We start from the raw sequence: 25,405 nt of genomic DNA on the forward strand, positions 1-25,405 counted from the left end.
TAATCCATGCAGAATAAGAAAAATCCCTTTCGGCTCAGTATGCGCCCGCAGTGGCTAGCACGCATCATTGAAAAAGGCTTGGCACTAAGCCAACTAGCCAAGCACTACGATGAGCGCCCTCGTTTTGCAGATGATGGCAATACTGCCTTACATTTCTTACGTCACACCATGCGCTGTTTAGATTTTTCATTACTGGCCAACAACCCAGAGGTACTAAAAGACATACCGCAACAAGGCCCGCTGTTAATTGTGGCTAATCACCCACTGGGTGGTTTAGAAGGCGTTGCCATGAGCGAATTATTGTTGCAAGTACGCCCCGACTTAAAAGTACTCACTAATGAGTTACTGGCGAATATTCCTGAATTTGAAGACTTGTTTATTGGCGTAGATGTGCTGTCAGAAAAAGCCGCCAAGAAAAATGCCCGTGGGATTAGAGTGTCTTGCCAGCACCTTTCTAAAGGCGGCGCATTAATGATCTACCCAGCAGGCATGGTGTCGGCGATTAATACTGAAAATGGCCAGATTGAAGACCGTGACTGGAACAATTTGGTGGGCCGTTTAGCAAAACGTTATAAAGCGCATGTATTGCCCTGTTTTGTAAGTGGCCGTAATTCTAAGTTATTTTATTTAGCGGGTTTAATACATCGCCGCCTACGTACCGCGATGCTACCACGTGAGTTGATAAACAAACGCGGCCGTGAATTTACCATGCAAATTGGCGAGTTAATAAAACCCAAAGATTACCAAAACTTAAGTGATGAACAAGCGGTCACAGACTACCTTCGCGTAGCCACCGACTTGCTGAGTTTACCGCTCAACCCTCAAGCTAAAGTCCTCCCTAAACATCCTCCGCTGCACTTAGTGGAATGTTTACCCAATGGCCGACAAAACTTACGCGACCAGCTAGACACATTAGAAGATTGTGCATTGGTGACTCATCGTAATTTTACCGTTTACTGTGCCCCCTACCAACGGCTTGGCCCAATTATGGACGAGATAGCCTTAGCGCGTGAGGTCACCTTTAGAGCCGCTGGCGAAGGTACCGGTAAAAATCTAGATAGTGACCAGTTCGATCCTCACTATCTACATTTATTTGTGTGGGATAACGACACTCACTGCTTGGTGGGAGGATACCGACTCGGTCACGCCAATGAAGTGGTAGAAAAACATGGCATTAACGCCTTGTACAGCCGTTCGCTTTACGACTTTGATCAAAACTATTTAAAACGGATGGGTGATTGCTTAGAAATGGGCCGCTCGTTTGTTGTACCTAAATATCAGCGTCATCCTCGAGCACTGGATTTGTTATGGCAAGGCATTGGCCATTACGTGGCTAAAAATCCGCAATACCACACCTTGTTTGGCTGTGTGAGCATATCTCAAGAGCACTCCGAGCTCGCTCAAGCCTTTATTTCAGACTCAATGATCTCTGCATTTCGTGCCGAACAACGGTATTTAAATGACGTAAAACCCATTGTGCCCCTTAAGGTAAAAGGCAAGGTGTGGACCAGCAAAGTCCTGGCGTCGTTAAGTAACATAGCCATATTAAACAAGCTGGTCGGCCAATGTGAGCCGGGAAAATCGATCCCTATTTTACTTCGCCATTATTTGGCTCTAAATGGCCGCTTTGTCTGTTTCTCAGTGAATAACAGCTTTAACCAATCTTTAGACGGTTTGATTATTGTTGATCTAAGAAAAACCCCCGAGAAATATTTACGCCGTTACCTCGGTCAAACTGGTAGCAAGATATTTTTAAGTAAATGGAGAAAAAATGAAGCAGCTGCGTGAGGCTACCGTAGACGCACTTCAACAAGTGCAGCAACTAGTAGAAGCGAGTGAAGGAACACTCTATAACCAGCCTTCCATGCATAGTGAGTCGGGCATTGGTCGCCATGTACGACATATACTGGATCATTTTTTAGCGCTACAACAAGGTCTTGATAAAGGCAGTATTGATTACAATACTCGCCATCGAGATAGTGATATTGAAAATAACCCTAGCCTTGCGCTGCAGTTAATTCAGCAGCTATCGAACTGGTTTTTGCATACACAATCGGCAATTGATGAGCAGGCGATTAAAGTGGAATCAGAGATTTCGCTAAAGCAGCAACAAAGTATGCAGTTTGATAGCAGCCTAAGTCGCGAGCTTTGTTATCTCATCAATCATACTGTGCACCATGTGGCTTACGCCAAGTTAGTCGCCAAAGAGCTTGGTCTATTGGTAGACGAGAACATGGGCATTGCCCCTAGCACTGCCAGTTACTTGCGCCAACAGGGTTCTTAAATGTGTACGCTTAGCGTGTTGCGCCTTAATGAGCGCACCCTTGTCACCATGAATCGCGATGAAGCTCGCTCGCGCCATGAAGCAGGTTTAAAACAACAAGCTTCAGCGCTGACCGAGACCATCTATCCGGTAGACGGCCAAGCAGGGGGAACGTGGTTTGGCATTAATAACCATGGTGTGGTGCTAGCCTTACTCAATCGCTACCAAGATCCACAACATATCCCTGCGCCTACCCGTGGGCAAATCATCCCTCAGGCCTTATTACTTGGCGCGCCAAGCAAAGTAAGTGAACATTTAGCAGAGCAATGCTACCAGGGCTATAACCCTTTTGATCTAGTGTTAGTGGCCAATAACACGAGTGAGCATTTCACCTGGAATGGTCAGCTGCTCAGTCGAACTCATATCAAACAAGCAGCCTTTCAGTTAAGTTCGTCTGCCCTCAATACCGAGCAAGTATTGGCAATTCGTAAACAACGCTTTGAACAATGGCTACACACTACCCAAACCCGCAGCGCCGGCGCCGTGCTGCAAGATATTCACCTACAACAATGTCGGGATAATCGCGATCACTCAGTATTAATGGATCGCGAAGATGCCCACAGTAAAAGTATTTGTCAGGTAGTACTTAGCTCACACACCAGCGAGCTTAATTACTACCCCGAGGCGAGCTTACAGATATGGCGAGAGCAGCTTCACCAAGCCAACGCTAAGCCACTCGTTACAGCGCTAGATAAACAACACCATCAATATTCACTGCTTAACCGCATATTCAGCGAAGAGGTATCATCATGAGAAAACTGCTATTAGCGCTTTTGTTTGTTTCTGGTTACAGTTTTGCCGCCGACCCCATTTACACTCCTTGGTTTAATAACCTAGCGATAAAGGGTTACGACAGTGTGGCCTACTTCACCGAAAACAAACCCGTAGAAGGTAAAGAAAGCTTTGAATATGAATGGCAAGGGGCGACTTGGCGCTTTAGCAGCGCCGACAACTTAGCTAAGTTTAGCGCCGAGCCTGAAAAATATGCTCCGCAATATGGAGGTTATTGCGCCTACGCAGTGGCCAAAGGTAAAACAGCCAGCATTGAACCAGAGCAATTCACCGTGCTAGACGGCAAGCTTTACCTCAATTACAACGCTAGTGTGCAAGAAAAATGGCTAGCCAAACGCGATGACTATATCCAAAGCGCCGATAACAACTGGCCAAGCGTTATAGAATGATTGAACGCTACCGCCAGCTAGTTAACCAGCTAAGTCCTTGGCAAATAGCGCTGTTAGCCGCCTTGGTATACGGCGCTTGGGCCGCTTTTGTTAATAGCGAACATGGCAATGGCGTGGCGCTTAAAGCCGGTTTAGTGCAAGGCAGTTATGCTTTCGTTTCTACTTGGCTAATAAGCTTTATTGCTAAATGGATGTTACTGCGGTGGGGCTTTAGTCAAACGGTGCGCTGGTCTGCCATGTCGGTAAGTTGGTTGGTGATGTTGGCCATTCCGGTGGTATTACATACTTGGCAAAAAACACCCGACTTAGTCGAGGCTATTTTACCTGGGTTAGCGATTGGCAGTTTGTATTTATGGAGTTATTGCCAGCAATTACAGGCACCGAAGCCAGAGTAATTACTGCTCGTGTTGGGATTTTTTAGCCTCATGCTCTGGCGGCGGGATGACCGGGTTCAAATACGCAAAATCTATTTTGTCTTGCTCTTCTTTGGCTCTGCGGCGTTGCTGCTGATAGGCCTGTAAACGCTTAACTTTATGAGATTGAGGGTTGGTCCATGCTACATACAGCAGCAAACCCAAACTCAGCATACTGGCGGTACTTAACAAAGCAGCAAAGGCTGACTCCACTAAGCTGGTAGCAAAAATCATATTGAGAATGTGTACCACCGCTACGCCGGTCAACATCAAGCGACCATGAAAACTATTATGCAGCAAGGAATACGCAGCGATGAGGCTTAGAAACAGTAATACTAAGGCGAATTCAAAACGTAGCGGAAATATCCAAATCCGTTGCAGCAGCAAATTATCGGCATAAGCGCCACTAAAAGCCGTCGCCAAAAATGCCAGTAAAGCACAGATGACATAAGCCGTAATGGCTAATTTTAAAAATTTGGTATGACTCATACGCAGGCACTCACTCCTAGTCAGCCAATATTTATAGTATAAAACATATACGCCAATTAACTGATAAACAAGCTACTAAGTGGCTAGCCTGCGTAATAAGCCCGTTACTCTTGGCTTTCCATACCCAAGAAAAGCATCAGTTCTGCCGCCAGGACCGCAGAACTAAGCGCTAAACCCGTCACAATAAAAATGCCGATGTATTTACTTAACACAATACTTAACGCGAGAACCCGTAATAAACGTTCGTTCATCTTCCTCTCCTTGCAACACGCTATAGTGACCCATTGTTGTAAAATTGTTCGCCAATAGATGCGACCAAGCTCACCGCTTTACCCATGAATCATCAGATCAGCTAAGACCATGATCAGTAACAACAAGTATCAAGATAGAAGAAGTAATTGTAGGAATTTTGAACTGAAACAGAGTCGCTATACGTCGAGGTCAAGCACCGCTCTATTGCGCCCTTGGTGCTTGGCTTTATACAAACATGTATCGGCCATTTCCAGTAAGTTGGTTGGGTCCAGCACATCATCTGGCTCCACCAATATACCGCCAAGGCTAATGGTTAATACTTCAGAAATCTGCGAGCCTTGGTGCTCAATATTTTGCGCCGATACCTCTTGTACTATCCGCTCTGCCATTTGCGGCAAATCTTGCTGATTAACATCGGAGAGCAATATAGCAAACTCTTCCCCACCGACTCGCGCCACACAATCTTCACTACGTTTAACTACCGAAGATAGCGCTTTAGCTACCAGCTTTAAGGCCTCATCACCTTGCAGGTGACCATAGCGGTCGTTATAGGCTTTAAAGTAATCAATATCGGCCATCATTACTGCAATTTGCGAGCGATGACGCCTAGCACTAGCAATAGCGCGGTTTAATTCCCGTTTAAACGGTCGGCGATTCACCAAGCCAGTGAGTTCGTCGGTTTCTGCTAATACTTGCAAGCGCTCATTCACTTGCAGTAACTCGTTTTGTAGTCGCGCCATGGCTAAGGCATTTTTCTCTTGAATTAACAAACCACTAATTGCCGCGGCAAACTGCCCAAGTAGTGCAATTTGGTGGTCGTCCCACAGCGCGCAGTAACTCAAACTGACACAATTAAGCAGGCCAAAGGCTTTGTTGCCATCACTTAACGGAAAACCGGCAAACGACTTAATACCATGCTGTTTAAGCAGCTTATATTCTTCTTTAGCTTGGCGCTTAATCTTCTCTACATCGTTCACAACAATCGGCGCAACATTCACTAAACGCCGCTTAAGTTCACTTAACTGGCTTAGATCTATCGGCTCTATTGGCGCTAAATGGCCGGGCACACTCCATACGTCTCGGTAAATAGCCTGCTGGCGTTCAAACTCTAATATCACCACTCGCTCCACTGAGAACAAACTGCCAATCGCCGACGTTGCGCGCTGCAATAGGGCTTTAGAGTTTCTTGGGGTTTGATTAAGAAATGATAGTGATATCTCAGACAGCAACTGGTTAGCTTCGGTTTGCCAATTTAACAGTGCGGTACGTTGTTCTACGGTTTCCTCTAATATTTGACGGTGCTGATGAAGCTGTTGCTCGGCTTCTAGCCGGGCATCTAAACCACGTTGCAAACGTTGCTGCAATTGCTGCATTGAGCTGGCCACTAAACCAATTTCATCATTACGCTGAATCAGCTTGCTAGGCAATTGCACTATTTGTTGCTCTTCGGTAAATATTTGATCGGCCGCCTCAGCCAAACGGCGTAAGTCGCCTGTCACTAAGCGCCCAAGCAAAAGCAATATAATCAGGCTCATCAAAAAGGTTTTTAAGCCGTTAGTTAACAGTATCACCAAGGCTTGTTCGGCGATGTCTTGCTTTATTAACGACAAGTCTAAACCAACGGTTAATTGGCCAATATCTCGTTCACGGTAACTAAGCATATAAACGTAGAATTTTTGGTTTAAATTGGCATCTCCAATACTCAAACTAATGCCATCGCCGGAGCTAAGGTTAACCGTGGCAACATATTGCTGCTGAACAAACCCCTGCAGTAACTCATCTAATAGCTGATAGTCTACATCCCAAATAGCCCGTTCTATGGCCGCCATATTGGCTTGATTGTATTCATCAACCCACCGCTCTGCATTTTTCACCGCACCAGAAAAATTGAAAGCAAGTTGCACTGCCACCGAGACCAGCGCAAATAGGGTGCTGGCCCCCACGATTAAAATGAGTAATCTTTTGGCAATGGGAGTGTGTAGCTTGAAAGAACCTTTCACCATAGTCACCTCATTGCACGACGGGGAAATTAAAAGACTTGTCCCGTTCTAGCAACAAGGTATCAAAGGAGATATCGCTCCAGTTTTTGTCTTTCAATTGCTGGTACTCCTGGGTTCCCGGAACCAGTAGTTGAAACATATTAGAATTAACGGTAGCTGGAATAGGTTTGCCCAACTGATGTAAATAGATAAGATTTAAGGCTAAGCCTGCAGCACTAAAATGGCCACCGCCTAAGGCACTTATCTCGCCAGTTTCACGCAGCTCTAAGGCTTTTGCTGAGGTATTCACGGTGCCAACAAATATATCTTTTCCTGCTTGCTTACCCGCTTCTTTAATGGCTTTCAGGCTGCCAAATGCCATGTGGTCGTTGGCCGTCCACAAAAAACGTAGCTGCGGATAACGCTGCAATAACACTTTGGTTTGGTAGTAGCTACGTTGTTCGTCCCATTGCCCATAAACAATTTGGCGCATATTGATCGATGTTTGCTGCAGAAAAAACGCCTCTGCCCCCGCTTCTCTGGCCACGGAGGCGGGAGTGGCCTTGTCACCGGAAATAATCACTGCATCACCGCCTCCCTCCGCGGCAGCATGCATGGCTTGAGCGGTCGCATAGCCAATCGCGTAGTTGTTAGGGACTAGGCTACTTAATAAGTATTTTTGCCAATGTGGATTTAGCTTGCGCAAGGCCAGCTGTTCTTCATCTAAATCGTTTAATATCACGACCACATAAACCGCATGCCCTTCTAACAAACTAAGCATACGCGGCAAGGCTTGGTGCTCGTTTACTAACATTAAATAGTCGGGTAATTGCTGGTTCTCAATCATCCATTCAATATGCTTGAGCTTAGAGTAGTGATTACGTTCACTGTGAAAAGTTTGTAAATCTATGTCCAGCTGTTTAGCGGCAACGGCTGCAAAGGTGTCTACGTCCTGCCAAAAACTTTCATCGGCTTTACCTGGGTTTAAAAACACCACAGAGCCTTGCCCCCATACCAACGGGCAAAACACTAACAATAAAATAACCACGTTTCTTTTCAAATTAAGGCAACCAGCAAGTATTGGTTTTGCTTAGTTAAAACTATAAACCACCCTGCGGATTTAGCCTGTTTAGTTTGTTAAAACTCGCCCTAACCACCTTAATAAACGCAAAAAGCGCCAAGTGGCGCTTTTAAACAAATAACTCAACAAATTCAAATAACTATTTGTAAGCCTGATTATTTAGTGGTGAGCCAAACAAACCAGCAAACATCAATACGCAAGGTAAGGCCATTAACAAGGCTAGCTGTTCGCTACTGGCTAATCCACTCACGCCTAATATGCCCACTAAACAGGCAGAGCCAGTCATTTGAATAAAACCCAGCAACGCAGACGCAGTACCCGCTTTATTGCCAAACGGCGCTAAAGCGCTGCCCGTTCCTACTGCGATTAATAAACAAAAACCAATGCTTGATACAAATACCGGTGCCATAAACGCCAAGGGATGCAAAATGCTTTGTGCCAGCACCAAGGCGACTGCCGCACCAGCCATCAAACTTGCCCCAAGCCACAAGCCCACTGTTTGGCCAAGCCACTTAATCACTTGCGGCGCTATAAATGCGGCAACGATGTTAATCGCCGCATTGCTACCAAACCAAAAGGCGTAATCACTGCTTGAGAGCTGCATATCCACCATTAAACGGCTAGGTGATTGAGACACATAAGCGATGATCATTGCCATGCCTAGCATCACCAATAACGAATAAAAACGAAAACTGGCCACCCGCAATACGCTGCTATAACGGCTTAGTGAATACAAACGCCCACTAAAAGTATCACTTTGTGGTTTGGTTTCTTTCAATCCCAGCAGCATGCTCAAAAACACCAACACGGCAAAACCCACCATGAACCAAAAGTTAGCCGACCAAGACCACCAATGAGTTAACACGCCACCCAACAAAGGTGCTAGTGCTGGCACGATGCAAATCACACCATTGAGATAACTAAACATACTTTTGGAGCGCTCAGCGCCAAAGTGGTCACGTACTCCAGCAAATGCAGCCACCGATAAACAACTGGCCGCAATGCCTTGGCCCAAGCGAGCAAGCATTAATACTTCATAACTGTTGGCTAGCGCTGCAAGTGCGGAGGTAACCAGGTAAAGCAGCGCACCGACTAAGGCGATGGGTCGGCGGCCAAAGCGATCCGCTAAAGGCCCCACAAATAGCTGACCAATGCCAAAAGCAAACAAAAATACCGGAATGGTTTGCGCTATCCACGCCACCGGCACATTAAAGGCTTCGGCCATTTCCGGTATAGCAGGCAAAAAGATGTCGATAGCTAAGGGAGAAAACAGCACCATTAGCATGAATATGGGTAAAGGGTTAGACAAACGCATTAATCACTCCTAGTTCTAGCTGAATATTGTAGAACTGCAGTAATATGAATGATAATGATAGTTTGGATTCAGCCTAAGTCGCTAAAGGAATATTATGTCACCGCAATATGACCTAAATTTACTGCGAGTGTTACTCACCTTGCTAGAAGAGCAAAGTGTATCGCGCGCGGCAGAAAAACTATTCCTCACCCAATCTGCCGTTAGCAAGCAATTAGCTAAGTTAAGACAACAACTTAACGACCCACTATTTGTTCGCCATGCCGGAGGATTAAGCCCCACGCCGCGAGTGCGTAGCCTTGAACCCAAACTGAGGCAATGGCTGCAAAGCGCCAATGACATGATTGAAGCGGAAGGTTTTGAACCAAGTTCCAGCCAACGAAACTTTCGTTGTTGCTTGAACGAAACTTGTTTTACTACTTTACTGCCGCGCTTTTTTGGCAAATTAATGCAACAAGCACCGGGCTTAAAACTCGATACTCACCGTTTAGACAGTGACAGTATTGATGGCTTAATTAAGGGTGAATTTGATCTTGCGATTATTGCTCGAGACAACGATGAACGCGCCCCTAGTACCTTTCAAACGCGACAAATCCCCGAGCAACTGCAAACCGTAGAACTGTTTACCGAAGACCATGTATGCTTAGTTCGCAACAACCACCCAGTGCTACAAAAACCATGGAACTTGCAGATCTATTTAGCGCAAGCGCATGTAAATTGTGAATGTGAAGTGGGCGACCGTTGGTTATTACACAGTGTCTTGGCCGACCAAGGCTTACACATTGAAAACAGCACTCTTACTGCGGATTTTTTTGCAGCATCCTTGTTATGTAAATCCAGTGATTTAGTGTTTACCTGTACCCGCAGCTTCGCCACTGAAGTGATGGATACTCACCAGCTCACCATGTTGCCCTTACCGGTAGTAATGGCGCCGTTTAGCTATCTACTGGCTTGGCCGCAACATTTAGAGCACGACCAAGCACATCGCTGGTTACGTCAATTCATTATTGAGCATTGCAGCAAAACCACCAAGCCCGTTAATCCTGGTTAAGTTTTAACTTCTTAGCCAAGGGTTCAATGGCTGCGCCTTGGATAAATACCGAATAGAGGACCACAAAAAACACCATGTGCATCATCTCTAAAGCACCTTCTACTCCAGCGGCGGCTGGGATGAGGGCAAACACAATTGGAGTGGCCCCTTTCAAACCAATGGAGGAAATAAACAAACGCTTTTTCCAAGACGCTTTGGTAAAAGGTAAATAGCAAAGCTGCACAGCTAGCGGCCTTGCTACCAACATGAGCAACACACTAGGGATAAGGGCTAGCCATACCACCTCAAGCAACTGTTGAGGGAAGATCTGCAAGCCCAAGATAATAAACATGATGGCTTGTGCCAGCCAAGACACACTATTAAAGAAGTGTTTATTTACTTCTTTTCCTCGCTTCAAACCATTACCAATCACTACACCAGCAACATACGATGCCACCAAAATATTACCGCCCGCTAATTCGCTGCCATAGGCCGCCAGAATGAAACAGGCTAATACAAAGACTGGAATCAATCCGTATTCTTGCAAGCTAATTTGGCGCAGAGCAATAACACATAATTTACCCACTACATAACCAATGGTGAGGCCGCCAACAATTTGCAGAGTTAAGGTTTGGCTTATTTCTAGGGCCGATACACCGCTATCAGGCGCTAACGACAAGCCCGTAAGAATCACTACCATAATCAGTGCCACCGGGTCATTGGTGGCCGATTCAAACTCCAGCACCGTATCGGTACTTTCTTTAAGTTTGAGCTTTTTTGATTCAAGAATAGAAAACACTGCCGCTGCATCGGTAGAGGACACCACCGCAGCAAACAACAAACAGTATACAAAGTCGTAGTCGCTAACTAAGTGAAAGATAATCGCAAAAATAAATGAGGTAAACAGCACGCCCAGCGTAGATAACACTCCGCCTTCTTTATACGCCAGCTTAATATTGCTTATTGGAGTATTAATGCCACCAACAAACACAATAATGTTCAGCGCAAATGACCCCACCAATGAAGTCACTTGCAAGTTGTCGTAAACAAAGTTGAATTCACCGTTACCAATCGACAAACCTACCCCCATAAAAATCAGCAACGAGGGAATACCCAAAGTACGCGAGGGGTGGTGTAATAAAATGCCTACGGCAATCAAGCCGGCGAGGCCAAGTAAAACCAACTGGTAGGGCATGGCAACTCCAAAAATTTTGCACTATTTTAGCATAGCTAAGACTTTGAATTAGTACTGCAAATACACTTTAACAACGCAATGAGACACAACACTTAGTTGGGTCTGCTATGGTTTATTTTATTACTTAGTTTATAACCATGGAGTCATCATGCAGGGTTTAAAATTTTTAGTTTTTTCCAGCCTATTTTTATCAATCAGTGCCCATGCCCACGATTCAACCTTAACACTGCGGATCATTGAAACCACCGACATTCACGCCAATGTGATGGATTTTGATTATTACAAAGACAAACCCTCGGCAAAAATTGGCTTAGTTCGCACTGCTAGCTTAGTGAAACAAGCACAAGCAGAAGTCGCTAACAGTGTATTGGTGGATAATGGCGATTTAATACAAGGTAGCCCTATGGGTGACTACATTGCCAATAGGGGCTTGAATAAGCAGCAAGTTCATCCGGTTTACAAAGCCATGAATACCTTAAATTACGAGGTGGGTAATATCGGTAATCATGAGTTTAACTATGGCTTAGCCTTTTTGGACAAAGCCTTGAGTGGCGCTACTTTCCCCTATATTAACGCCAATGTTATTCGAAGTGACAACCAGCAAAACTACTTCTCCCCTTACTTGATTAAAAGCTATAGCTTTAACGATAAGGCTGGCCAAGCTCAAGCACTGAAGATTGGTTACATCGGCTTTGTGCCGCCGCAAATTATGATTTGGGATAAAGCTAACTTAGAAGGAAAAGTCAGCGCTCAAGACATTAAGCAAAGTGCCGAATTTTGGGTGCCAAAAATGAAAGCAGAGGGAGCCGATATTATTGTCGCGATTCCTCACTCAGGTTTATCTACCGACCCGTATAAACTGATGGCAGAAAACTCGGTCTATTATCTTTCTGAAGTCCCCAATATAGACGCTATTGCCTTCGGCCATGCCCACAGCGTATTTCCAGGTAAAGGCTTTGATAACTTACCAGGAGTAGACAACCAACTTGGCACTATTAATGGAGTGGCTGCGGTAATGCCTGGTCGCTGGGGCAGCCATGTGGGCATTATCGACTTAGAGTTAACACACACCGAAAGCGGTTGGAAAGTTAGCAAAAGCCAATCGTTCAATCGGCCTATTTTTGATAACAGCAGCCAGCAAGCCCTCGCTAAACCAGACCCTAAAATTGTTGCCGCGGTGGCGTCCGATCATCAAGCCACTCGTGATTATGTTAATCAACCTTTGGGCAAGTCGAGTGATTTGATGTACAGCTTCTTGGCCTTAGTGCAAGACGACCCAACCATTCAAATTGTTAACCTAGCACAAACCGATTACGTGCAAACATTGATTCAAGGTGACCCAGACTTAGCCGACTTACCGGTGTTATCTGCTGCGGCGCCATTTAAAGCTGGAGGGCGAAAAAACGACCCAAGTAATTACACTGAGGTGGAAGCCGGCGAGCTTACCGTTAGAAATGCCGCCGACTTATATCTTTACCCTAATACTCTGGTGGTACTTAAAGTAAGCGGAGCAGAGGTTAAAGACTGGCTTGAATGTTCAGCCGGACAATTTAATCAAATAGACCCAATGCAAGCCACCCCGCAAGCCTTAATTAACTGGGGCGAGTTTAGAACCTATAACTTTGATGTGATTGATGGAGTCAATTACCAAATTGATGTGAGCCAGCCAGCGCGCTTTGACGCCGATTGCAAACCGTTTAATCCTCAGTCTGAGCGGATTAAACAACTTACTTATCAAGGCAAAGCGATTGACCCTTCACAGCAGTTTTTAATTGCCACTAACAACTACCGCGCCTATAGCGGAGGCTTTGCAGGCACCGGCGAAGATAAAGTAGTGATTCAAGCCCCCGATGAAAACCGCACCGTATTGGCCAATTACATTAGTCGAGTGAGCAAAAGCCAAGGGGAAATAAACCCTACTGCGGATAACAACTGGACATTTGCGCCCTTGCAGTCAAAAAGTAAAGCCAAAATAAACATCTTTTTCGAAACCTCGCCCAGCGACAAAGCCACCAAGTTTATCGCGGATAACGCTATTTATCCGATGCAGAGAGTCGGCTTAGATGATAGCGGATTTGCCCTCTATCAAATCGATTTACAAAGCCATCCTTAATCAAGGTTGCGGCCAGCAGCTTAACCCGTTAGGCCGCGGTTTTACCCTACTATGCCAACAGTTTTAGATATCGCTCACTGCGCGGCATCTAAAACTGAACTTTTTTGCTTGTTCATCAACAATATCCAAGGAAAATAGAGCGCAAAATTCAAAAGTATGCGATTGTATCCGCAGACGCATTCACGGAGGATCAGAATGGCGAATCTGTCGTTTAAATTTAAACTACTTATCAGTATCACTGTATTATTTATTGTTGTGTTAACCAGCATGTTAATGTTTGGCGGAGCCTCGCTCAGTGCCGAACAAGCGGCAGCCGCTAGCCAGCTAAGTGCTGCAGAATTGCAGGCACTATTTGCCCAAACGGCAGCTGACGCAAAAGGCAAGATGATCATGATTTCTGCGGTTGTGGGAATCATCGCGCTATTTATTGTATCTCGTATTGTGCAGGGCTTTTTGGAGCCACTCAACGCCATAACGCGTCGCATTGGCTACCTTGCCGGCAAAGATGGTGATTTAACCTTAAAGTTAGATATTCAAAGCCACCAAGAACTGCTTGAAATGTCTACGCAGTTTAATGCCTTCACTGAAAAGCTACGCCTGATGATTACCCAACTGCAACAGCAGTCTGGCCAACTCACTGAAGGCTCAAAAACTCTCGCTAAAAATGCAGAATCTGCCGGAGAAGCTAGCCGTTTACAACGCAACGATACCGACAACGTAGCCGCTGCCGTAAACGAAATGTCTTCTACGGCTAGCGATGTTGCCGGCCTTGCTCAAGGCACTGCCAATAACGCCCAACAAGCTGAACAACAGCTCAGTAAAACTCAGCAAGAGTTTCAAAACTCGGTTGAGCAAATTCGCGGTGTATCCACCAGCATGGAAGGCATTAGCGAACGTATCACTAAAGTGGCCGGACGCAGCCAAGACATTAATAGCATTCTAGAAACCATTCGCGGCATTGCCGAGCAAACCAACTTATTAGCACTGAATGCAGCGATTGAAGCAGCGCGAGCAGGTGAGCAAGGGCGTGGTTTTGCAGTTGTTGCTGATGAAGTGAGAAACCTAGCAGGTAGAACACAAAGCTCAACTGAAGAGATTAATCAGCTCATTCAAGCCCTACAAAGCGACGTGAACGCAACGGTTGATTTAATTGCCACTAGCCGTGAGCAAGTGAACACCACCGCTGTAGATACTGAAGCCAGCTACGAGCAGCTACACACTGTAGTAGCAAGCATTACCGCAATTAACGACAATGCCGTTCAAGTAGCAACAGCTGCCGAACAACAAAGCCAAGTCAGCGAAGAAATTAATCGCAACATTACCGGCATTGGCGAAGCGGCTGGCGTACAGAACTCATTAGCGCATGACATAGAAACCATCAGTACTGAGTTGTCGCAAGTGGCTAAGTTAATTGATAGTCAGCTTTCTACATTAAAAGCGTAAACCTAACGCTATTCAAAAGGCTTAAATTCAGAGATGACCTTAAGCCTTTTCTGTTTTCCAAGTCCTCTAGTTAGCACTCAAAATGTTTCCGTTAACTTGCAAAATATTCAATTTGATATATTAATTTATTGAGATAACAATCAATTAATATATAGGAAAAAAATATGAAATGGACTTCAATGATAGCAATAACTAGTTTAGCTTTGTGCGGACAGGCGAGCAGCCAAACTTTCAACATTCCAGCAGAAAAACTAACGATGATTAAAAAAAGTTGCTTTTCTAAGAATAGTGAAAAAAACTGTTTAAGCGCGAGCATACCTTCAAGTGAACTAAAAATAGAATGTCAGTCTGGAGTAAAGCAATCAACAGCCTCTGAGCTTATACAAAAACAAAAGCAATCAGCGTACGAATTAAGCCAATGCATAAAGACCTTAGAAACGGATATAGGTTTAACTCAATCAGTAATTCTAGAGATTGAAAACTATTCAACTTCTGGCGATACCGGTACAAAAACTAAATCACGATATGTAAGTTCTTTTGAGTTAGGGTATCAACGACTAAATGGATATGATGATGAAGGAAAATCAACAGGGCTTAGTGAATCAGGGGCAATCGTAGACCTTAGAATAAATGGTCGCTGGCAGCCAAAGTTTCTTGGCGATGATGATCAGTTAGTTAACGGTGAAACTTCAATTAGATTTGGAAAAACACCTACAACAACAGATAAAGGCAGTGCAACCGCCACTGGCTTTAATGATGTAACAGACGCTGTAGATGCACAATTGAAACTTAATTTCTCTCCTGGTTATTTTTTAGCTGGCCCAGATGGCGCTCTATCTTTTGGAGGGCTTGGAGGTTTTAGAAGCAGAGCAGAGGCTATCTCAGGAAACGAACTCAGCTCCTATTGGGGATACGGTTTAGAGTTTAACATGTATAGCAATGAGATAGAGGAAGGTAGCAATGCACTCCCGAGAGGCAGAATAAGTTATTATCGTGTTAAAGCAGAAGAATTTGGAACATATAAGGATACTTGGATAAACTCCATTCATGCTCACTATTTACTGGTTGAAGATAAGCCATTTCTGGTTGGTATAAAAGCTAATTTCGGTCCAGCTGATTCGGATGATTACGCAATAAACTTTAGTATTCGCCAGAGCGGAGAGGAACTGCTGAAGTTCTTTGGATTTGGAGGATAGCCTCCCGCACAGTAGGTCGCATATGGTCGCAACCTACTGTGTAATCTAAGTTGCATTTTTACTCTTTCATTACAGTATTGTATCTTTTTAAAGTAACACTAGGGTTTGAGACCGAGTATGCCAAATACTTCTCATTTCTATATTCTTGGGAAATTAGTGAGTATCTTTAATTCAATATATAATTAGCCATCCGTTCAGCCCTAACTGTCACGATTTGCTATGGCGCACAAAATACCCACAAACGCTGGTCTATCCTTACAGTGAAGACGTCTAAATAAGACGCCAAAGAACTGAAAAGAGGACCCAACATGACCATGACTCTGCAGTTTTTAGGTGCCACCGAAGAAGTCACCGGCTCTTGTCACTTACTCACGCTAGATCAACACCAAATATTATTAGATTGTGGGCTTATTCAAGGCAGCAAAGCCGATGCTATGCGCAATTATCAAGACTTCCCCTTTGATCCCAGTAGCATCGACGCGGTCATTCTTAGCCACGCTCATATCGATCACTCTGGGCGTATTCCCCAGCTAGTCAAAGCGGGTTTCACCGGCCCTATATACACCCATAAAGCCTCGGCAGAACTTTGCGAAATCATGCTTAAAGACACTGCAATGCTGCAAGCCCGAGACACTCAAAGGCTTAACAAAAAGCGTATTCGCAATAACTTGCCCGAACTTGAAGCCTTGTTTGATGACCAAGATGTTGCACAAACCGTAAAACAATTTGTGCCGCTAAATTATGGCGAAAAGGTAGCGCTGTTTCCGCAACTCAGTGTGCGGCTTTCTGATGCCGGGCATATTCTAGGGTCGGCGATTGTTGAGTTATGGCTAAGTGAAATAGGTACTCGCAAAAAACTCGTCTTTAGCGGTGACTTAGGCCGAGAAGGCATGCCTATTTTGAATGACCCTGTAGCCATTGAGCAAGCCGACTTGGTGCTAATGGAAAGCACTTACGGCAATCGCTTCCACCGCTCGTGGGACGATACCATTAGTGAGTTGGAGCAGATATTTTCCGCCGCCATTAGTGGCAGCCAAGGCAATATACTACTGCCCGCATTCTCGGTAGGGCGCGCCCAAGAATTGCTGTATTTATTCCATCTTTATGCCAAACAATGGGACTTATCACGCTGGAAGATTTGCTTAGACAGTCCCATGGCGATTGAAGCAACCAAAGTGTATATCAACAATTATCCGGTGATGGATGATGACTTCAAACGCTTCACTCGTCAGCACCCTGGCGAACATCCACTGTTGTCCAATGTAGAATTCATTCAAAGTACTGAGCAATCAATGGAGCTAAACGAGGTAAGTAAAGGCTTAATCATTATTGCAGGCAGTGGCATGTGTAACGGCGGCCGGATCCGCTGTCATTTAGAGCACAATTTGTGGCGTAGCGAATGCGATGTGATTATTTGTGGCTACCAGGCAATCAGTACACCTGGGCGTATGTTAGTTGATGGTGCCGACCACCTCACCATCCGCGGTAAGCCTGTAAAAGTTGCCGCAAAATTACATACCGTGGGCGGTTTATCGGCCCATGCCGATCAAGCCGAGTTAATTAGCTGGTATCAACAATTTGTAGATTCTCCACCATTAATATTAGTGCACGGCGAGACCAGCGCTCAGCAAGGACTTATTGATGCTATACGGGAATCACCGGCCTGTCAGCCACAGGCTTTAGTCGCAGCCAAACGAGGTGACAAGTTAGATTTAGGCGCTCTACCCGAGCTAGTCTGGTTGCCTTAGCGAACAAAAGTGTTACCTAGTAAAAAGGTGCGTTAGCAAGCAGTTATTGGCTGTTGTGAGAGGTTTAACGTTGACCTTCCCCAGCTTAAATGATAATTAAGTCACTTTGATTTCCCATAACTATAAACGTAATTTTTCTATGAATCTCAGTACATTAGCTATTTCGATTATGAGCTTAAGCATTATTGCATGCTCAAATGTAGAGCAAGCAGCGGTAACCAAAGCAACATCAACCCCTCCTTCGTTGGTAGGCCTTTGGGGGAACTCTGACGACCATGGTCAGTCGGTATGGGGCTTCGACCAATTTAATGCCGACGGTACAACGCTGAGTTGGGGAGTGATTCCAGATACCTATGCTGACTTTAGAATTGATGGCACCTATGAGATAAGCGACACCACCGATAAAACGCTTTGCACCACCATTACTAAATCAACTATTCCGCAAATTATGCCTATTGGCAGTATTTGGTGTGATCAGATCATTTCAATAAACGAAAACGAGCTATTGTACATAGATGGTGAAGGTCAACAAAACATACTGTACCGACAAAAAGTAGGTAAAGCTTATTACTAATAAGCCTTTGGCTGAACTTAAATAACATAGCCATACACCGTGGCAAAGTGGCATGCGCATCCGGCCACAACAAACAGATGCCAAATGGCGTGAGTATAGGGTTTATGCTTAGCGACATAAAACATCGCGCCCACGCTAAACAGCAAGCCTCCGGCCGCTAACAGCCACAACCCTTCCGCTGCTATATGTTGATACATAGGGTACGCCAAGGCTAACGATAACCACCCCATGGATAAGTAAGTGGTAAGCGAGACTTTAGGGAAACGAGTACCAGTGAGTAACTTAAAGCCCACGCCAAAAGCCGCTAAGGTCCATATCACTATCATCGAAATAAGCGATAACAAACCGTCAAACAACACCAGTAAAATCGGCGTATAGGTGCCCGCTATCAGTATATAAATAGCCGAATGATCAAACAGTTTTAAGCCGGCTTTCCAAGTGTGTTGGGCCACAGCGTGATACAAAGATGAGGCCAAAAATAACAATATCAGTGAACCGCCATAAATACTCACCGCGGTTAATTCCATAACGCCATCCGCTTTAGCAACTAACATCACTAAACCCAAAATCGCTATCAGTAAGCCCAATACATGAGAGATCACATTGAGTTGTTCTTCTCTAGCGCTATAGCTAGTAGCCAGCATTTAATTACCCAAACTATTATCTACTTTTTATCACCATAATATTTCAGCGTACACATGTACACTGAAATATCATAACCATTTTCTTTCACCACGATAAAGCCGCCAATAAGCACCTCTAAACAAGGATTTAAAAGCAAAGCTAAACCAATGAAAGTAAGTTAATTAATCAATCTTTATTGTTTAAACCGCTATCTTGATAGCTGCTTTAGACGCCTAGAAAAACATTCTGTTTAAAGCAGTGCCAACAAATTCACTCAGCTTGCCTATACTCAAATTGCACAAAAGTGATAGTTATTCACCCTGTTAAGGCAACGAGATGAAGCAACAGTTACCCCTAGAATTAGCGCAATCTTTGGCACTAAGCAAGGACGTTAGCCAGCTGCAATTTCACCAGCTACTGCAAAACATTAGTGACGACCCGCAGCTCAAACAATTTGCCCCAGATGGTATTTGCCAAATTGATCCACGCAATGGCAACTTAGTAATCTACAATTCGGCCCGGGCAAAACGGGTGCACACCACCGCCAAACCTAGCCACCATCAAAACGATACACAGTGCCCAATTTGTGAGGGGAAAAGCGCCGATATATTAGATATTGCCGAGCACAGCGAAGGCTTTACCTTCATCAATAAAAACCTCTACCCCATCTTCCACCCGATTCAAGATATTCCTCAGGAAGAAGCCGACTACTTTCTGCATCAAGATCCAGAGCACCAAGGCCGCGCATCTTACGGCTTTCACTTACTGCAATGGACCTCATCTTTACACGATAAAGATTGGCAAAACTTGCCTTATGCCGACGCCCTTATCAGTTTTGAACGCTTGGCAATATTAGAGAAAAGTTTGCTTTGCCAACCTACCGACTTTATGGCGCGTTCAGAAACTCAGCTTAACCAAGAAGTGGTGAGTGGCTATGTGTCGATCATTAAAAACTATGGGGCGAGCGCTGGCGCGTCTTTGGTGCATGGGCATCAGCAGATCGCTTACAGTAATATTTTGCCGCAGCACTTTTTCAACAATTTGCGTTTTAGAAAACGCCATAACAAATCCTTTAGCCAATACATGATTGAAGAAAACCCGCCAGAATTGCTGATCAAAGATTACGGCGAGTGGCAATTACTGGTGCCTTATTTTATGAAACGACCACTAGACATGTTGCTCATTTTAAAAGACGCCGACAAACGCTATTTACATCAGTTAAATCAAGATGAACAGCAGCAGGTGGTGCTGGGATTACAGCAAGCCATTCAAGCGATTTTGGCTTTAATGGAGCAAATGAACATATTGCCTGCTTACAACATGATCATTAACAATGGGCCAGGCTGTGGCTTATATGTGGAATTTCTACCTAAAACTCAAATGATGGGGGGTTATGAGCAAATTGGCTTATTTGTTTGCCAAGATAATGCCGCTCACTCCGCCGAACGACTCCGTGAGTATATAAATGCGGCAGACTAAGCAGGGCAACTTCACTTATTCACGCCTAAATAAACGGGCAAATAACAAACAAGAAAGGCAAGTAAAAATAAATTAAATCAATCCTCTATAAATAATTCAAATAGATTCGTTAAGTTACGAACCACCGCATTGTTAGTGTAATAATCTTCCCGCAAAATCTGCGCAAATGGGCAACTTATAGCCCATTCCTTTTGTATTAAATAGACCAATTGCAGTAGCGAGAACAGTATGGAAATATCTCACCCAACCACCATAAGAGTGGGTAAAAATGACTATGACTTCGACATTATTTCAATAACAAAAACCTATGGTGGTTCTAAACACTTTAGTGATGGTATCAACATATATCTAGAAGATAACAATGGCAAAGTAGAAACAATGGGCGTTGATTTTAAGCCTGATATTCCACCAACCACTCAGCATATTTCAACCCTATGGGGCGAAGACACAAAAACTAAAAAAACCTTTCGTTTTGGCTACTACCTGCATTCTAATGACTTCTTGGGTTATACCTCTCAAGCTAATCTATTAAACGCTGCCAAGCGCATCATTCCACTGCAAGGCTTTGCCGCAAAACTAGAGAAGTGGAAGCCGTTAATCACTGGCTTTTTAGCACTACTGTTTGCTTGGAGTGCATTCTGGGCTGGCGCCAGTATCAGCCGCTACGGAATAATGTCTTTCTTTCAATCAATACCTTATATATTGATCGACACCCCTCATTTAATTAGCAACTTTTCTGATGCCGCGCGCTACAACAATGTTAGCTACGGTTGGGCATTCATGGGCGCTATTGCCGGTTTTGTGCTCAGCAAATTATTCATTGGTATTCCGCTTGGTCGGCTGCGCAACAAGATGCGCTTAGCCTTTGCTGGCTCGCTAAAACAAGAGCTTATCAAAGCTTTTGAGAATACTAAGCAAGCAGCACCTGCAGCTCCGGTTTCTGGCAAGCCTAGCTCAGATGCAACAACCGACGCCGACGGCTACCAAACTCTTATTTAAACCAAGATATCGATTAAGGAAATAACATGTCTTTTGAACATGGTTCTCTCAATTTAGGGATCCGCAATCCCTTTCGCTTTGAAGGTACCTTGCGTGCCATTCGCGGTGGTATTACCGCACTTCTTGGTTTACTCGCGCTACTAAACGTTGCGAGTGCAGTGCAAACCCACCCTATTACTGGCTGGACCTACGCATTGATTGGCTTTTTATTAATGGCTAATGGCTTATGGACCTTAGGCCGCGGCTTAATGCAGGTTATGCGCTTTTACGTTGGACGCTCAGCGCCTACTTCGCTGTCGTTTAACCATGCTAAGTCTGAGCAAGATAGCGCCAGCCGAGAAAAAAGAGATGTGGCCTACGACCAGCAACAAATAGAATCTATGTTGGTTGGCAGCAAAAACTACACCTTTAAAGAGCCGGTTGGCTTAGTGGCGCGCTTACTGCACACCTTGTTCCCCAAAATTACTTTTGTGCCTTACCCAATTCAAAACCTAGCACAGCGAATTACCGGCGCCTTAACGCAAACCCTCGTCGCCTTATTCATCTTCGCTATTTTAAGCTTTGTCACCTCGGTAGGTTTAGCGGGTGGAAACGCTACCTTGCTCATGCCATTTTTTGCTTTCACCTTGTTATGCTACATCGCCTTAGTATGGTTTAGAGCAGGCAGACCGCTTAATCGCCAGCTTGGTCGCGGCATTGAAACCGTCAGTGCATTGGGTTTTGTAAAAATGGTGGTGATCTGTAGCTTAGTCCCGGTCATTGTAAACTCTTTACTAAACAAACTGTTTCAATACGAAGACACTATGAAAGCCGCGATTATCGACAGCTTACGCGGCATAGAACTAGCACCAGAGCTATTGAACCGTGCCGAAGCTGAAGTCGCCAACATGGTTAACCTTGCCTATAACAGTTATAGCAACTCAACCTGGTTAGGTTTGATCTTCGTCTTCTCAATTATCAGCTGTGCGCTGGTTCTTGGCCTTACCGCGTTGCGTGCCAGAGAAGCCAATCCAAGCACCGAGATTACCGACAAACTGCCTCGCACCAGTGAAGTAGGTGCGCGACCAATGGACATTTTCAACGAGTTCACTCACCAAGTGATGGAACGTCGCCGCTACATGAAAGTGCCCAACCGTGTATATAAACCTTTAAGTGCTCGTCAAAACCCAAACAATGGTGAATTTGACGGAGAAGTCATTCAGGAAACCCAGCCTAAAACACTGGATAAAAATGATGAGCCCATCGCTAAAAAGCTGCGCATTATTACCACCAGTATCGCTCAAGCATTATTACTGCTAGCCACCTTGTTAGTGTTTTACAGCCTAACGCCTGTAACAACCTTTACCGATTACTTTGATGGCATTGATTTCGATGCCTTAAGCAATGAACAAGGTAAAGAGTTGGCGCTTATCAGTATTGAGAGCTTTTTCTCAGTATTAGGAGTATTAGCAGCCGCTGCCGTATGTGGTATTTTTGGCCGCTTACTAAGCAACCTAAGTCACCCCTTCTGGAGTGAGATTCAGTTTGAATCAAGCTTGGTTTATTTCAAGTGTAAGGGCACAGTTAAAGAAGATACCCGTACCTTTGGTAAAGGCTATAACGACAGCACCAGCCTAGAAACCAGCGTATTCACCTCTACTATTCAGCCACGCTTGTTTGTTACTCGTGTCATCAGCTCTACCTTTGCAGGTATTGGTAACACTAATCTAATGTTCCCACGCCACATTATGACCATGCATGGCGACGAGAACTTAGCCGACGAGTTACATCACGAACTAATGCACAGCATTACTGGCCGAGCAGGCACAGCCGCCATGAATGATGAACAGCGCAAAGTGATTGACGAGTACAACAGCTCAAACCTAGAGATGAAAGCAGAATCAGCACCAGAGCGTTTAGCTAATCGCAGCAGCGAATTAAGCTTAGACGCACCTAAAGCACAAGCTGCTTTAGCGCAAAAAAACGATGCTGAAGATGAGTTAGCCACCGAGGCCGATACTCACTAAGCCACTTAAGCCAGCAGCCTTTTCGGGCTGCTGACTTACTTTTTACTTCGCTCCCCCCTAAACCAGTAATCCCTATTGGCATCATCTAAGGCTTGAGTTCGCTGGCATACTTCAGGCAAACTCTAAATAAGTCTTATTTAACCACAGAGTTGCTTTCCTTTGTCTCAGCCTAGCAATCAATTACAAACTCAATTTGAACGGCTAAAACGTAACAAGCTGTTTGAGCTATTTGTTATCTCGGTGATCTTGGTATCTGCTCTACTGATTGGTGCCAAAACCTACCCGCTGCCGCCTCAAGTAGTTACAGCAACGGTGATTCTCGACTACCTCATCACCTTGTTTTTCCTGATTGAGCTTACTATTCGCTTTATCGCCGAGCCCCACAAAAAGCGCTTCTTTAATAACTTCTGGAATGTGTTTGATACGCTGATTGTATTGGTGAGCCTCGTCCCGATAGAAAACTCCGAACTGGCGGTTATTGGCCGCTTAATTCGCGTATTTCGAGTGCTGCGCATGGTGTCAATTATTCCCGAGTTGCGCATTCTGCTTACGTCTTTGGTTAAAGCATTACCGCAACTAGGTTATGTAATGCTGCTAATGTTTATCATCTTCTATATTTATGCCGCCATTGGTAGCACCTTGTTTGAGCAAATAAACCCTAATCTTTGGGGCGATATTGCTATCTCAATGCTTACCCTGTTTAGGGTAATGACCTTTGAAGATTGGACCGACGTAATGTACGAGACCATGGCGGTGTACCCCTTAAGCTGGAGTTATTTCTTAAGCTTTATCTTCCTCTCCGCTTTTGCCTTCCTCAACATGGTAATTGGCATTGTAGTGAATGTAATGGAGCAAGAACACGCCAAAGTAAGAGAAGAAAACAGTGTGGCAGAGGGCACCAACGAGCCTTCGTTACGCGAGTTACAGCAAGAACTAAAAGAGATAAAAGCCCTACTCAAGCAACAAAAGTAAACCGCTTAGTTAAAGGCTGGTTAATGATAACTATTCGCAACAAGTGTTTGGAGAGGACTATGGCTCATCAATCGGCAACACCACCTAGAATCCACATGAGCTTGTCGGTCGACAAACTACAACAGCTGCTGGCCTCAGGAGCGATTTGCATTAACGACTTGTCAGACATTCAAGCAGAAGCAAAACCCATTCTGTGGAAAATGTGCCTGCAAAACTGTAAATCAGGCGCTTGTGAACGACGACCAAAAGCAGTCAACGATGGTGTGACTCTCAAAGTTAAGAATTTAGACTAAACAAAATGTTAGTCCCTAAGCTGAAATTCAAGTTGCTTTAGTTAACTTGTTATCATCCCTTTACCGCCCACCCCTCTAATACATGCTTTAGATTTGTTAGCAGGCAAAGCACAGGGGTTATTAATACCTGTATTCAAAGGTACTTGTATAACTCGTCACTAACCACTAATAATTTATTTATCATTTTATACCGTAGGTAGCTGATGGCAATATTAAAAAGTGATATTCTTGCATTGTTAAAATAAACCTTAATAGGAAAAACGCCTTGTTTAAACAAGGCGTTTTTCCTATTAAGAAGCTGTTATATTTCAATCAACAAAAGGACTTTTAAATGAAAAAAATCACACAGTTTATTATAGCGTTGACCCTATCAACCTCTGCATATGCAGCCGACTTAAGTGAAAGTACATTACAGGGAGAGTGGCTAGTAGTTGAGTTTATGGGTAGTCCTGATGAGGATAATACTAAATGGCAGTTTGAAGGGAATCAGTTCTATCAAAAAATGGGAAATTCTAGAATGAGCCCAGACCAATTTGAAATAAAAGAAGGGACAATTGATCTAGATTACGCGAAAATTGAAGTAACAAGCTTCGATGGTAAAAATATGGAAGCAATAATGGCTGACTTCAAATATCGATTGATTAAGCAGTAAATTTGGCAATACATTAATACCCTCCTTGCTAACACGCTTTGTTAAAAAAGG

At 44.4% G+C, this 25,405-nt stretch carries 24 protein-coding genes; 17 read left to right on the forward strand and 7 right to left on the reverse strand.

The window, feature by feature from the left end; translation table 11 throughout:
• The first annotated feature begins 6 nt into the window (after positions 1-6).
• Genes ACLD71_RS04125 through ACLD71_RS04145 form a run of 5 tightly spaced genes read left to right on the forward strand, consistent with a single transcriptional unit; the run spans position 7 to position 3,899 of the window.
• Positions 7-1,788: a lysophospholipid acyltransferase family protein gene (locus ACLD71_RS04125; protein WP_411993150.1), complete on the forward strand. Its 1,782-nt coding sequence runs from the start codon at positions 7-9 to the stop codon at positions 1,786-1,788.
• Positions 1,772-2,284, forward strand: a complete 513-nt coding sequence (locus ACLD71_RS04130) for a DinB family protein (protein ID WP_411993151.1) — start codon at positions 1,772-1,774, stop codon at positions 2,282-2,284. Before ACLD71_RS04125 ends, ACLD71_RS04130 begins: the two co-directional genes overlap by 17 nt.
• Positions 2,285-3,076 carry an NRDE family protein gene (locus ACLD71_RS04135; RefSeq protein ID WP_411993152.1) on the forward strand — a complete coding sequence of 264 codons (792 nt, stop codon included), beginning with the start codon at positions 2,285-2,287 and terminating at the stop codon, positions 3,074-3,076.
• On the forward strand, positions 3,073-3,504 hold the full coding sequence (locus ACLD71_RS04140) for a YHS domain-containing (seleno)protein (RefSeq protein WP_411993154.1): 432 nt from the start codon (positions 3,073-3,075) through the stop codon (positions 3,502-3,504). The genes ACLD71_RS04135 and ACLD71_RS04140 overlap by 4 nt, the downstream gene beginning before the upstream one ends.
• Entirely contained in the window at positions 3,501-3,899 is a 399-nt protein-coding gene (locus ACLD71_RS04145; RefSeq protein ID WP_411993156.1) for a hypothetical protein, read from the forward strand. Before ACLD71_RS04140 ends, ACLD71_RS04145 begins: the two co-directional genes overlap by 4 nt.
• Here the strand turns inward: ACLD71_RS04145 and ACLD71_RS04150 are convergent, their stop codons facing one another.
• From ACLD71_RS04150 to ACLD71_RS04170, 5 genes are all read right to left on the reverse strand, one after another.
• Complete coding sequence (locus ACLD71_RS04150; RefSeq protein WP_303554265.1) at positions 3,900-4,406, reverse strand: hypothetical protein; 507 nt, start codon at positions 4,404-4,406, stop codon at positions 3,900-3,902.
• Positions 4,407-4,510: 104 nt separating this feature from the next.
• Positions 4,511-4,657, reverse strand: a complete 147-nt coding sequence (locus ACLD71_RS04155) for a hypothetical protein (protein WP_411993158.1) — start codon at positions 4,655-4,657, stop codon at positions 4,511-4,513.
• Positions 4,658-4,834: 177 nt separating this feature from the next.
• Positions 4,835-6,661: a sensor domain-containing diguanylate cyclase gene (locus tag ACLD71_RS04160; protein WP_303511401.1), complete on the reverse strand. Its 1,827-nt coding sequence runs from the start codon at positions 6,659-6,661 to the stop codon at positions 4,835-4,837.
• A gap of 7 nt (positions 6,662-6,668) precedes the next feature.
• Complete coding sequence (locus tag ACLD71_RS04165) at positions 6,669-7,685, reverse strand: ABC transporter substrate-binding protein (protein ID WP_411993160.1); 1,017 nt, start codon at positions 7,683-7,685, stop codon at positions 6,669-6,671.
• 172 nt (positions 7,686-7,857) lie between these two features.
• Positions 7,858-9,033 (reverse strand): multidrug effflux MFS transporter, encoded by a 1,176-nt coding sequence (locus ACLD71_RS04170; RefSeq protein WP_411993162.1) that lies wholly within the window; start codon positions 9,031-9,033, stop codon positions 7,858-7,860.
• 94 nt (positions 9,034-9,127) lie between these two features.
• On the opposite strand from ACLD71_RS04170, the gene ACLD71_RS04175 reads away from it, so the two are divergent.
• Positions 9,128-10,081 carry a LysR family transcriptional regulator gene (locus ACLD71_RS04175; protein WP_411993164.1) on the forward strand — a complete coding sequence of 318 codons (954 nt, stop codon included), beginning with the start codon at positions 9,128-9,130 and terminating at the stop codon, positions 10,079-10,081.
• On the opposite strand, the gene ACLD71_RS04180 is transcribed toward ACLD71_RS04175, so the two are convergent.
• Complete coding sequence (locus ACLD71_RS04180; protein WP_411993166.1) at positions 10,068-11,255, reverse strand: potassium/proton antiporter; 1,188 nt, start codon at positions 11,253-11,255, stop codon at positions 10,068-10,070. The two genes, ACLD71_RS04175 and ACLD71_RS04180, sit on opposite strands and share 14 nt — an antisense overlap.
• A 148-nt stretch (positions 11,256-11,403) precedes the next feature.
• On the opposite strand from ACLD71_RS04180, the gene ACLD71_RS04185 reads away from it, so the two are divergent.
• From ACLD71_RS04185 to ACLD71_RS04205, 5 genes are all read left to right on the forward strand, one after another.
• The gene (locus tag ACLD71_RS04185; protein ID WP_411993168.1) at positions 11,404-13,368 is read left to right on the forward strand and encodes a bifunctional 2',3'-cyclic-nucleotide 2'-phosphodiesterase/3'-nucleotidase; all 1,965 of its coding nucleotides are present in this window, start codon (positions 11,404-11,406) and stop codon (positions 13,366-13,368) included.
• A gap of 195 nt (positions 13,369-13,563) precedes the next feature.
• The gene (locus ACLD71_RS04190) at positions 13,564-14,811 is read left to right on the forward strand and encodes a methyl-accepting chemotaxis protein (protein WP_161985177.1); all 1,248 of its coding nucleotides are present in this window, start codon (positions 13,564-13,566) and stop codon (positions 14,809-14,811) included.
• 164 nt (positions 14,812-14,975) lie between these two features.
• Positions 14,976-16,007, forward strand: a complete 1,032-nt coding sequence (locus ACLD71_RS04195) for a hypothetical protein (RefSeq protein WP_411993170.1) — start codon at positions 14,976-14,978, stop codon at positions 16,005-16,007.
• Positions 16,008-16,315: 308 nt separating this feature from the next.
• Positions 16,316-17,755: an MBL fold metallo-hydrolase RNA specificity domain-containing protein gene (locus tag ACLD71_RS04200; protein WP_137674131.1), complete on the forward strand. Its 1,440-nt coding sequence runs from the start codon at positions 16,316-16,318 to the stop codon at positions 17,753-17,755.
• A gap of 139 nt (positions 17,756-17,894) precedes the next feature.
• Positions 17,895-18,329: a hypothetical protein gene (locus tag ACLD71_RS04205; RefSeq protein WP_303511382.1), complete on the forward strand. Its 435-nt coding sequence runs from the start codon at positions 17,895-17,897 to the stop codon at positions 18,327-18,329.
• Between the two features lie 17 nt (positions 18,330-18,346).
• On the opposite strand, the gene trhA is transcribed toward ACLD71_RS04205, so the two are convergent.
• Positions 18,347-18,973: a PAQR family membrane homeostasis protein TrhA gene (trhA, locus tag ACLD71_RS04210; protein ID WP_411993172.1), complete on the reverse strand. Its 627-nt coding sequence runs from the start codon at positions 18,971-18,973 to the stop codon at positions 18,347-18,349.
• A 316-nt stretch (positions 18,974-19,289) separates the two neighbouring features.
• Here trhA and ACLD71_RS04215 point away from each other — a divergent pair, with 316 nt between their 5' ends.
• The 6 genes from ACLD71_RS04215 to ACLD71_RS04240 all read left to right on the forward strand — a co-directional run bounded on the left by ACLD71_RS04215 (position 19,290) and on the right by ACLD71_RS04240 (position 25,354).
• On the forward strand, positions 19,290-20,432 hold the full coding sequence (locus tag ACLD71_RS04215) for a hypothetical protein (RefSeq protein WP_411993174.1): 1,143 nt from the start codon (positions 19,290-19,292) through the stop codon (positions 20,430-20,432).
• Between the two features lie 228 nt (positions 20,433-20,660).
• A complete protein-coding gene (locus ACLD71_RS04220) occupies positions 20,661-21,431 on the forward strand; it encodes a hypothetical protein (protein ID WP_411993176.1) in 771 nt (256 codons plus the stop codon).
• A gap of 26 nt (positions 21,432-21,457) precedes the next feature.
• The gene (locus ACLD71_RS04225; RefSeq protein ID WP_411993178.1) at positions 21,458-23,437 is read left to right on the forward strand and encodes a hypothetical protein; all 1,980 of its coding nucleotides are present in this window, start codon (positions 21,458-21,460) and stop codon (positions 23,435-23,437) included.
• 159 nt (positions 23,438-23,596) lie between these two features.
• Positions 23,597-24,409, forward strand: a complete 813-nt coding sequence (locus ACLD71_RS04230) for an ion transporter (protein WP_411993179.1) — start codon at positions 23,597-23,599, stop codon at positions 24,407-24,409.
• 59 nt (positions 24,410-24,468) lie between these two features.
• Entirely contained in the window at positions 24,469-24,702 is a 234-nt protein-coding gene (locus ACLD71_RS04235; RefSeq protein WP_137674138.1) for a hypothetical protein, read from the forward strand.
• A gap of 331 nt (positions 24,703-25,033) precedes the next feature.
• Positions 25,034-25,354 carry a hypothetical protein gene (locus ACLD71_RS04240; RefSeq protein ID WP_137674139.1) on the forward strand — a complete coding sequence of 107 codons (321 nt, stop codon included), beginning with the start codon at positions 25,034-25,036 and terminating at the stop codon, positions 25,352-25,354.
• Positions 25,355-25,405: the final 51 nt, after the last annotated feature.

The sequence above is a fragment of the Agarivorans sp. DSG3-1 genome, from assembly GCF_046774965.1.
Taxonomy (GTDB): domain Bacteria; phylum Pseudomonadota; class Gammaproteobacteria; order Enterobacterales; family Celerinatantimonadaceae; genus Agarivorans.

What these genes read in the sequence shown, in the direction of transcription:
- ACLD71_RS04125 (WP_411993150.1), top strand. Translation starts at nt 7, where the DNA reads ATGCAGAATAAGAAAAATCCCTTTCGGCTCAGTATGCGCCCGCAGTGG.
- ACLD71_RS04130 (WP_411993151.1), top strand. Translation starts at nt 1,772, where the DNA reads ATGAAGCAGCTGCGTGAGGCTACCGTAGACGCACTTCAACAAGTGCAG.
- ACLD71_RS04135 (WP_411993152.1), top strand. Translation starts at nt 2,285, where the DNA reads ATGTGTACGCTTAGCGTGTTGCGCCTTAATGAGCGCACCCTTGTCACC.
- ACLD71_RS04140 (WP_411993154.1), top strand. Translation starts at nt 3,073, where the DNA reads ATGAGAAAACTGCTATTAGCGCTTTTGTTTGTTTCTGGTTACAGTTTT.
- ACLD71_RS04145 (WP_411993156.1), top strand. Translation starts at nt 3,501, where the DNA reads ATGATTGAACGCTACCGCCAGCTAGTTAACCAGCTAAGTCCTTGGCAA.
- ACLD71_RS04150 (WP_303554265.1), bottom strand. Translation starts at nt 4,406, where the DNA reads ATGAGTCATACCAAATTTTTAAAATTAGCCATTACGGCTTATGTCATC.
- ACLD71_RS04155 (WP_411993158.1), bottom strand. Translation starts at nt 4,657, where the DNA reads ATGAACGAACGTTTATTACGGGTTCTCGCGTTAAGTATTGTGTTAAGT.
- ACLD71_RS04160 (WP_303511401.1), bottom strand. Translation starts at nt 6,661, where the DNA reads ATGGTGAAAGGTTCTTTCAAGCTACACACTCCCATTGCCAAAAGATTA.
- ACLD71_RS04170 (WP_411993162.1), bottom strand. Translation starts at nt 9,033, where the DNA reads ATGCGTTTGTCTAACCCTTTACCCATATTCATGCTAATGGTGCTGTTT.
- ACLD71_RS04175 (WP_411993164.1), top strand. Translation starts at nt 9,128, where the DNA reads ATGTCACCGCAATATGACCTAAATTTACTGCGAGTGTTACTCACCTTG.
- ACLD71_RS04180 (WP_411993166.1), bottom strand. Translation starts at nt 11,255, where the DNA reads ATGCCCTACCAGTTGGTTTTACTTGGCCTCGCCGGCTTGATTGCCGTA.
- ACLD71_RS04185 (WP_411993168.1), top strand. Translation starts at nt 11,404, where the DNA reads ATGCAGGGTTTAAAATTTTTAGTTTTTTCCAGCCTATTTTTATCAATC.
- ACLD71_RS04190 (WP_161985177.1), top strand. Translation starts at nt 13,564, where the DNA reads ATGGCGAATCTGTCGTTTAAATTTAAACTACTTATCAGTATCACTGTA.
- ACLD71_RS04195 (WP_411993170.1), top strand. Translation starts at nt 14,976, where the DNA reads ATGAAATGGACTTCAATGATAGCAATAACTAGTTTAGCTTTGTGCGGA.
- ACLD71_RS04200 (WP_137674131.1), top strand. Translation starts at nt 16,316, where the DNA reads ATGACCATGACTCTGCAGTTTTTAGGTGCCACCGAAGAAGTCACCGGC.
- ACLD71_RS04205 (WP_303511382.1), top strand. Translation starts at nt 17,895, where the DNA reads ATGAATCTCAGTACATTAGCTATTTCGATTATGAGCTTAAGCATTATT.
- trhA (WP_411993172.1), bottom strand. Translation starts at nt 18,973, where the DNA reads ATGCTGGCTACTAGCTATAGCGCTAGAGAAGAACAACTCAATGTGATC.
- ACLD71_RS04215 (WP_411993174.1), top strand. Translation starts at nt 19,290, where the DNA reads ATGAAGCAACAGTTACCCCTAGAATTAGCGCAATCTTTGGCACTAAGC.
- ACLD71_RS04220 (WP_411993176.1), top strand. Translation starts at nt 20,661, where the DNA reads ATGGAAATATCTCACCCAACCACCATAAGAGTGGGTAAAAATGACTAT.
- ACLD71_RS04225 (WP_411993178.1), top strand. Translation starts at nt 21,458, where the DNA reads ATGTCTTTTGAACATGGTTCTCTCAATTTAGGGATCCGCAATCCCTTT.
- ACLD71_RS04235 (WP_137674138.1), top strand. Translation starts at nt 24,469, where the DNA reads ATGGCTCATCAATCGGCAACACCACCTAGAATCCACATGAGCTTGTCG.
- ACLD71_RS04240 (WP_137674139.1), top strand. Translation starts at nt 25,034, where the DNA reads ATGAAAAAAATCACACAGTTTATTATAGCGTTGACCCTATCAACCTCT.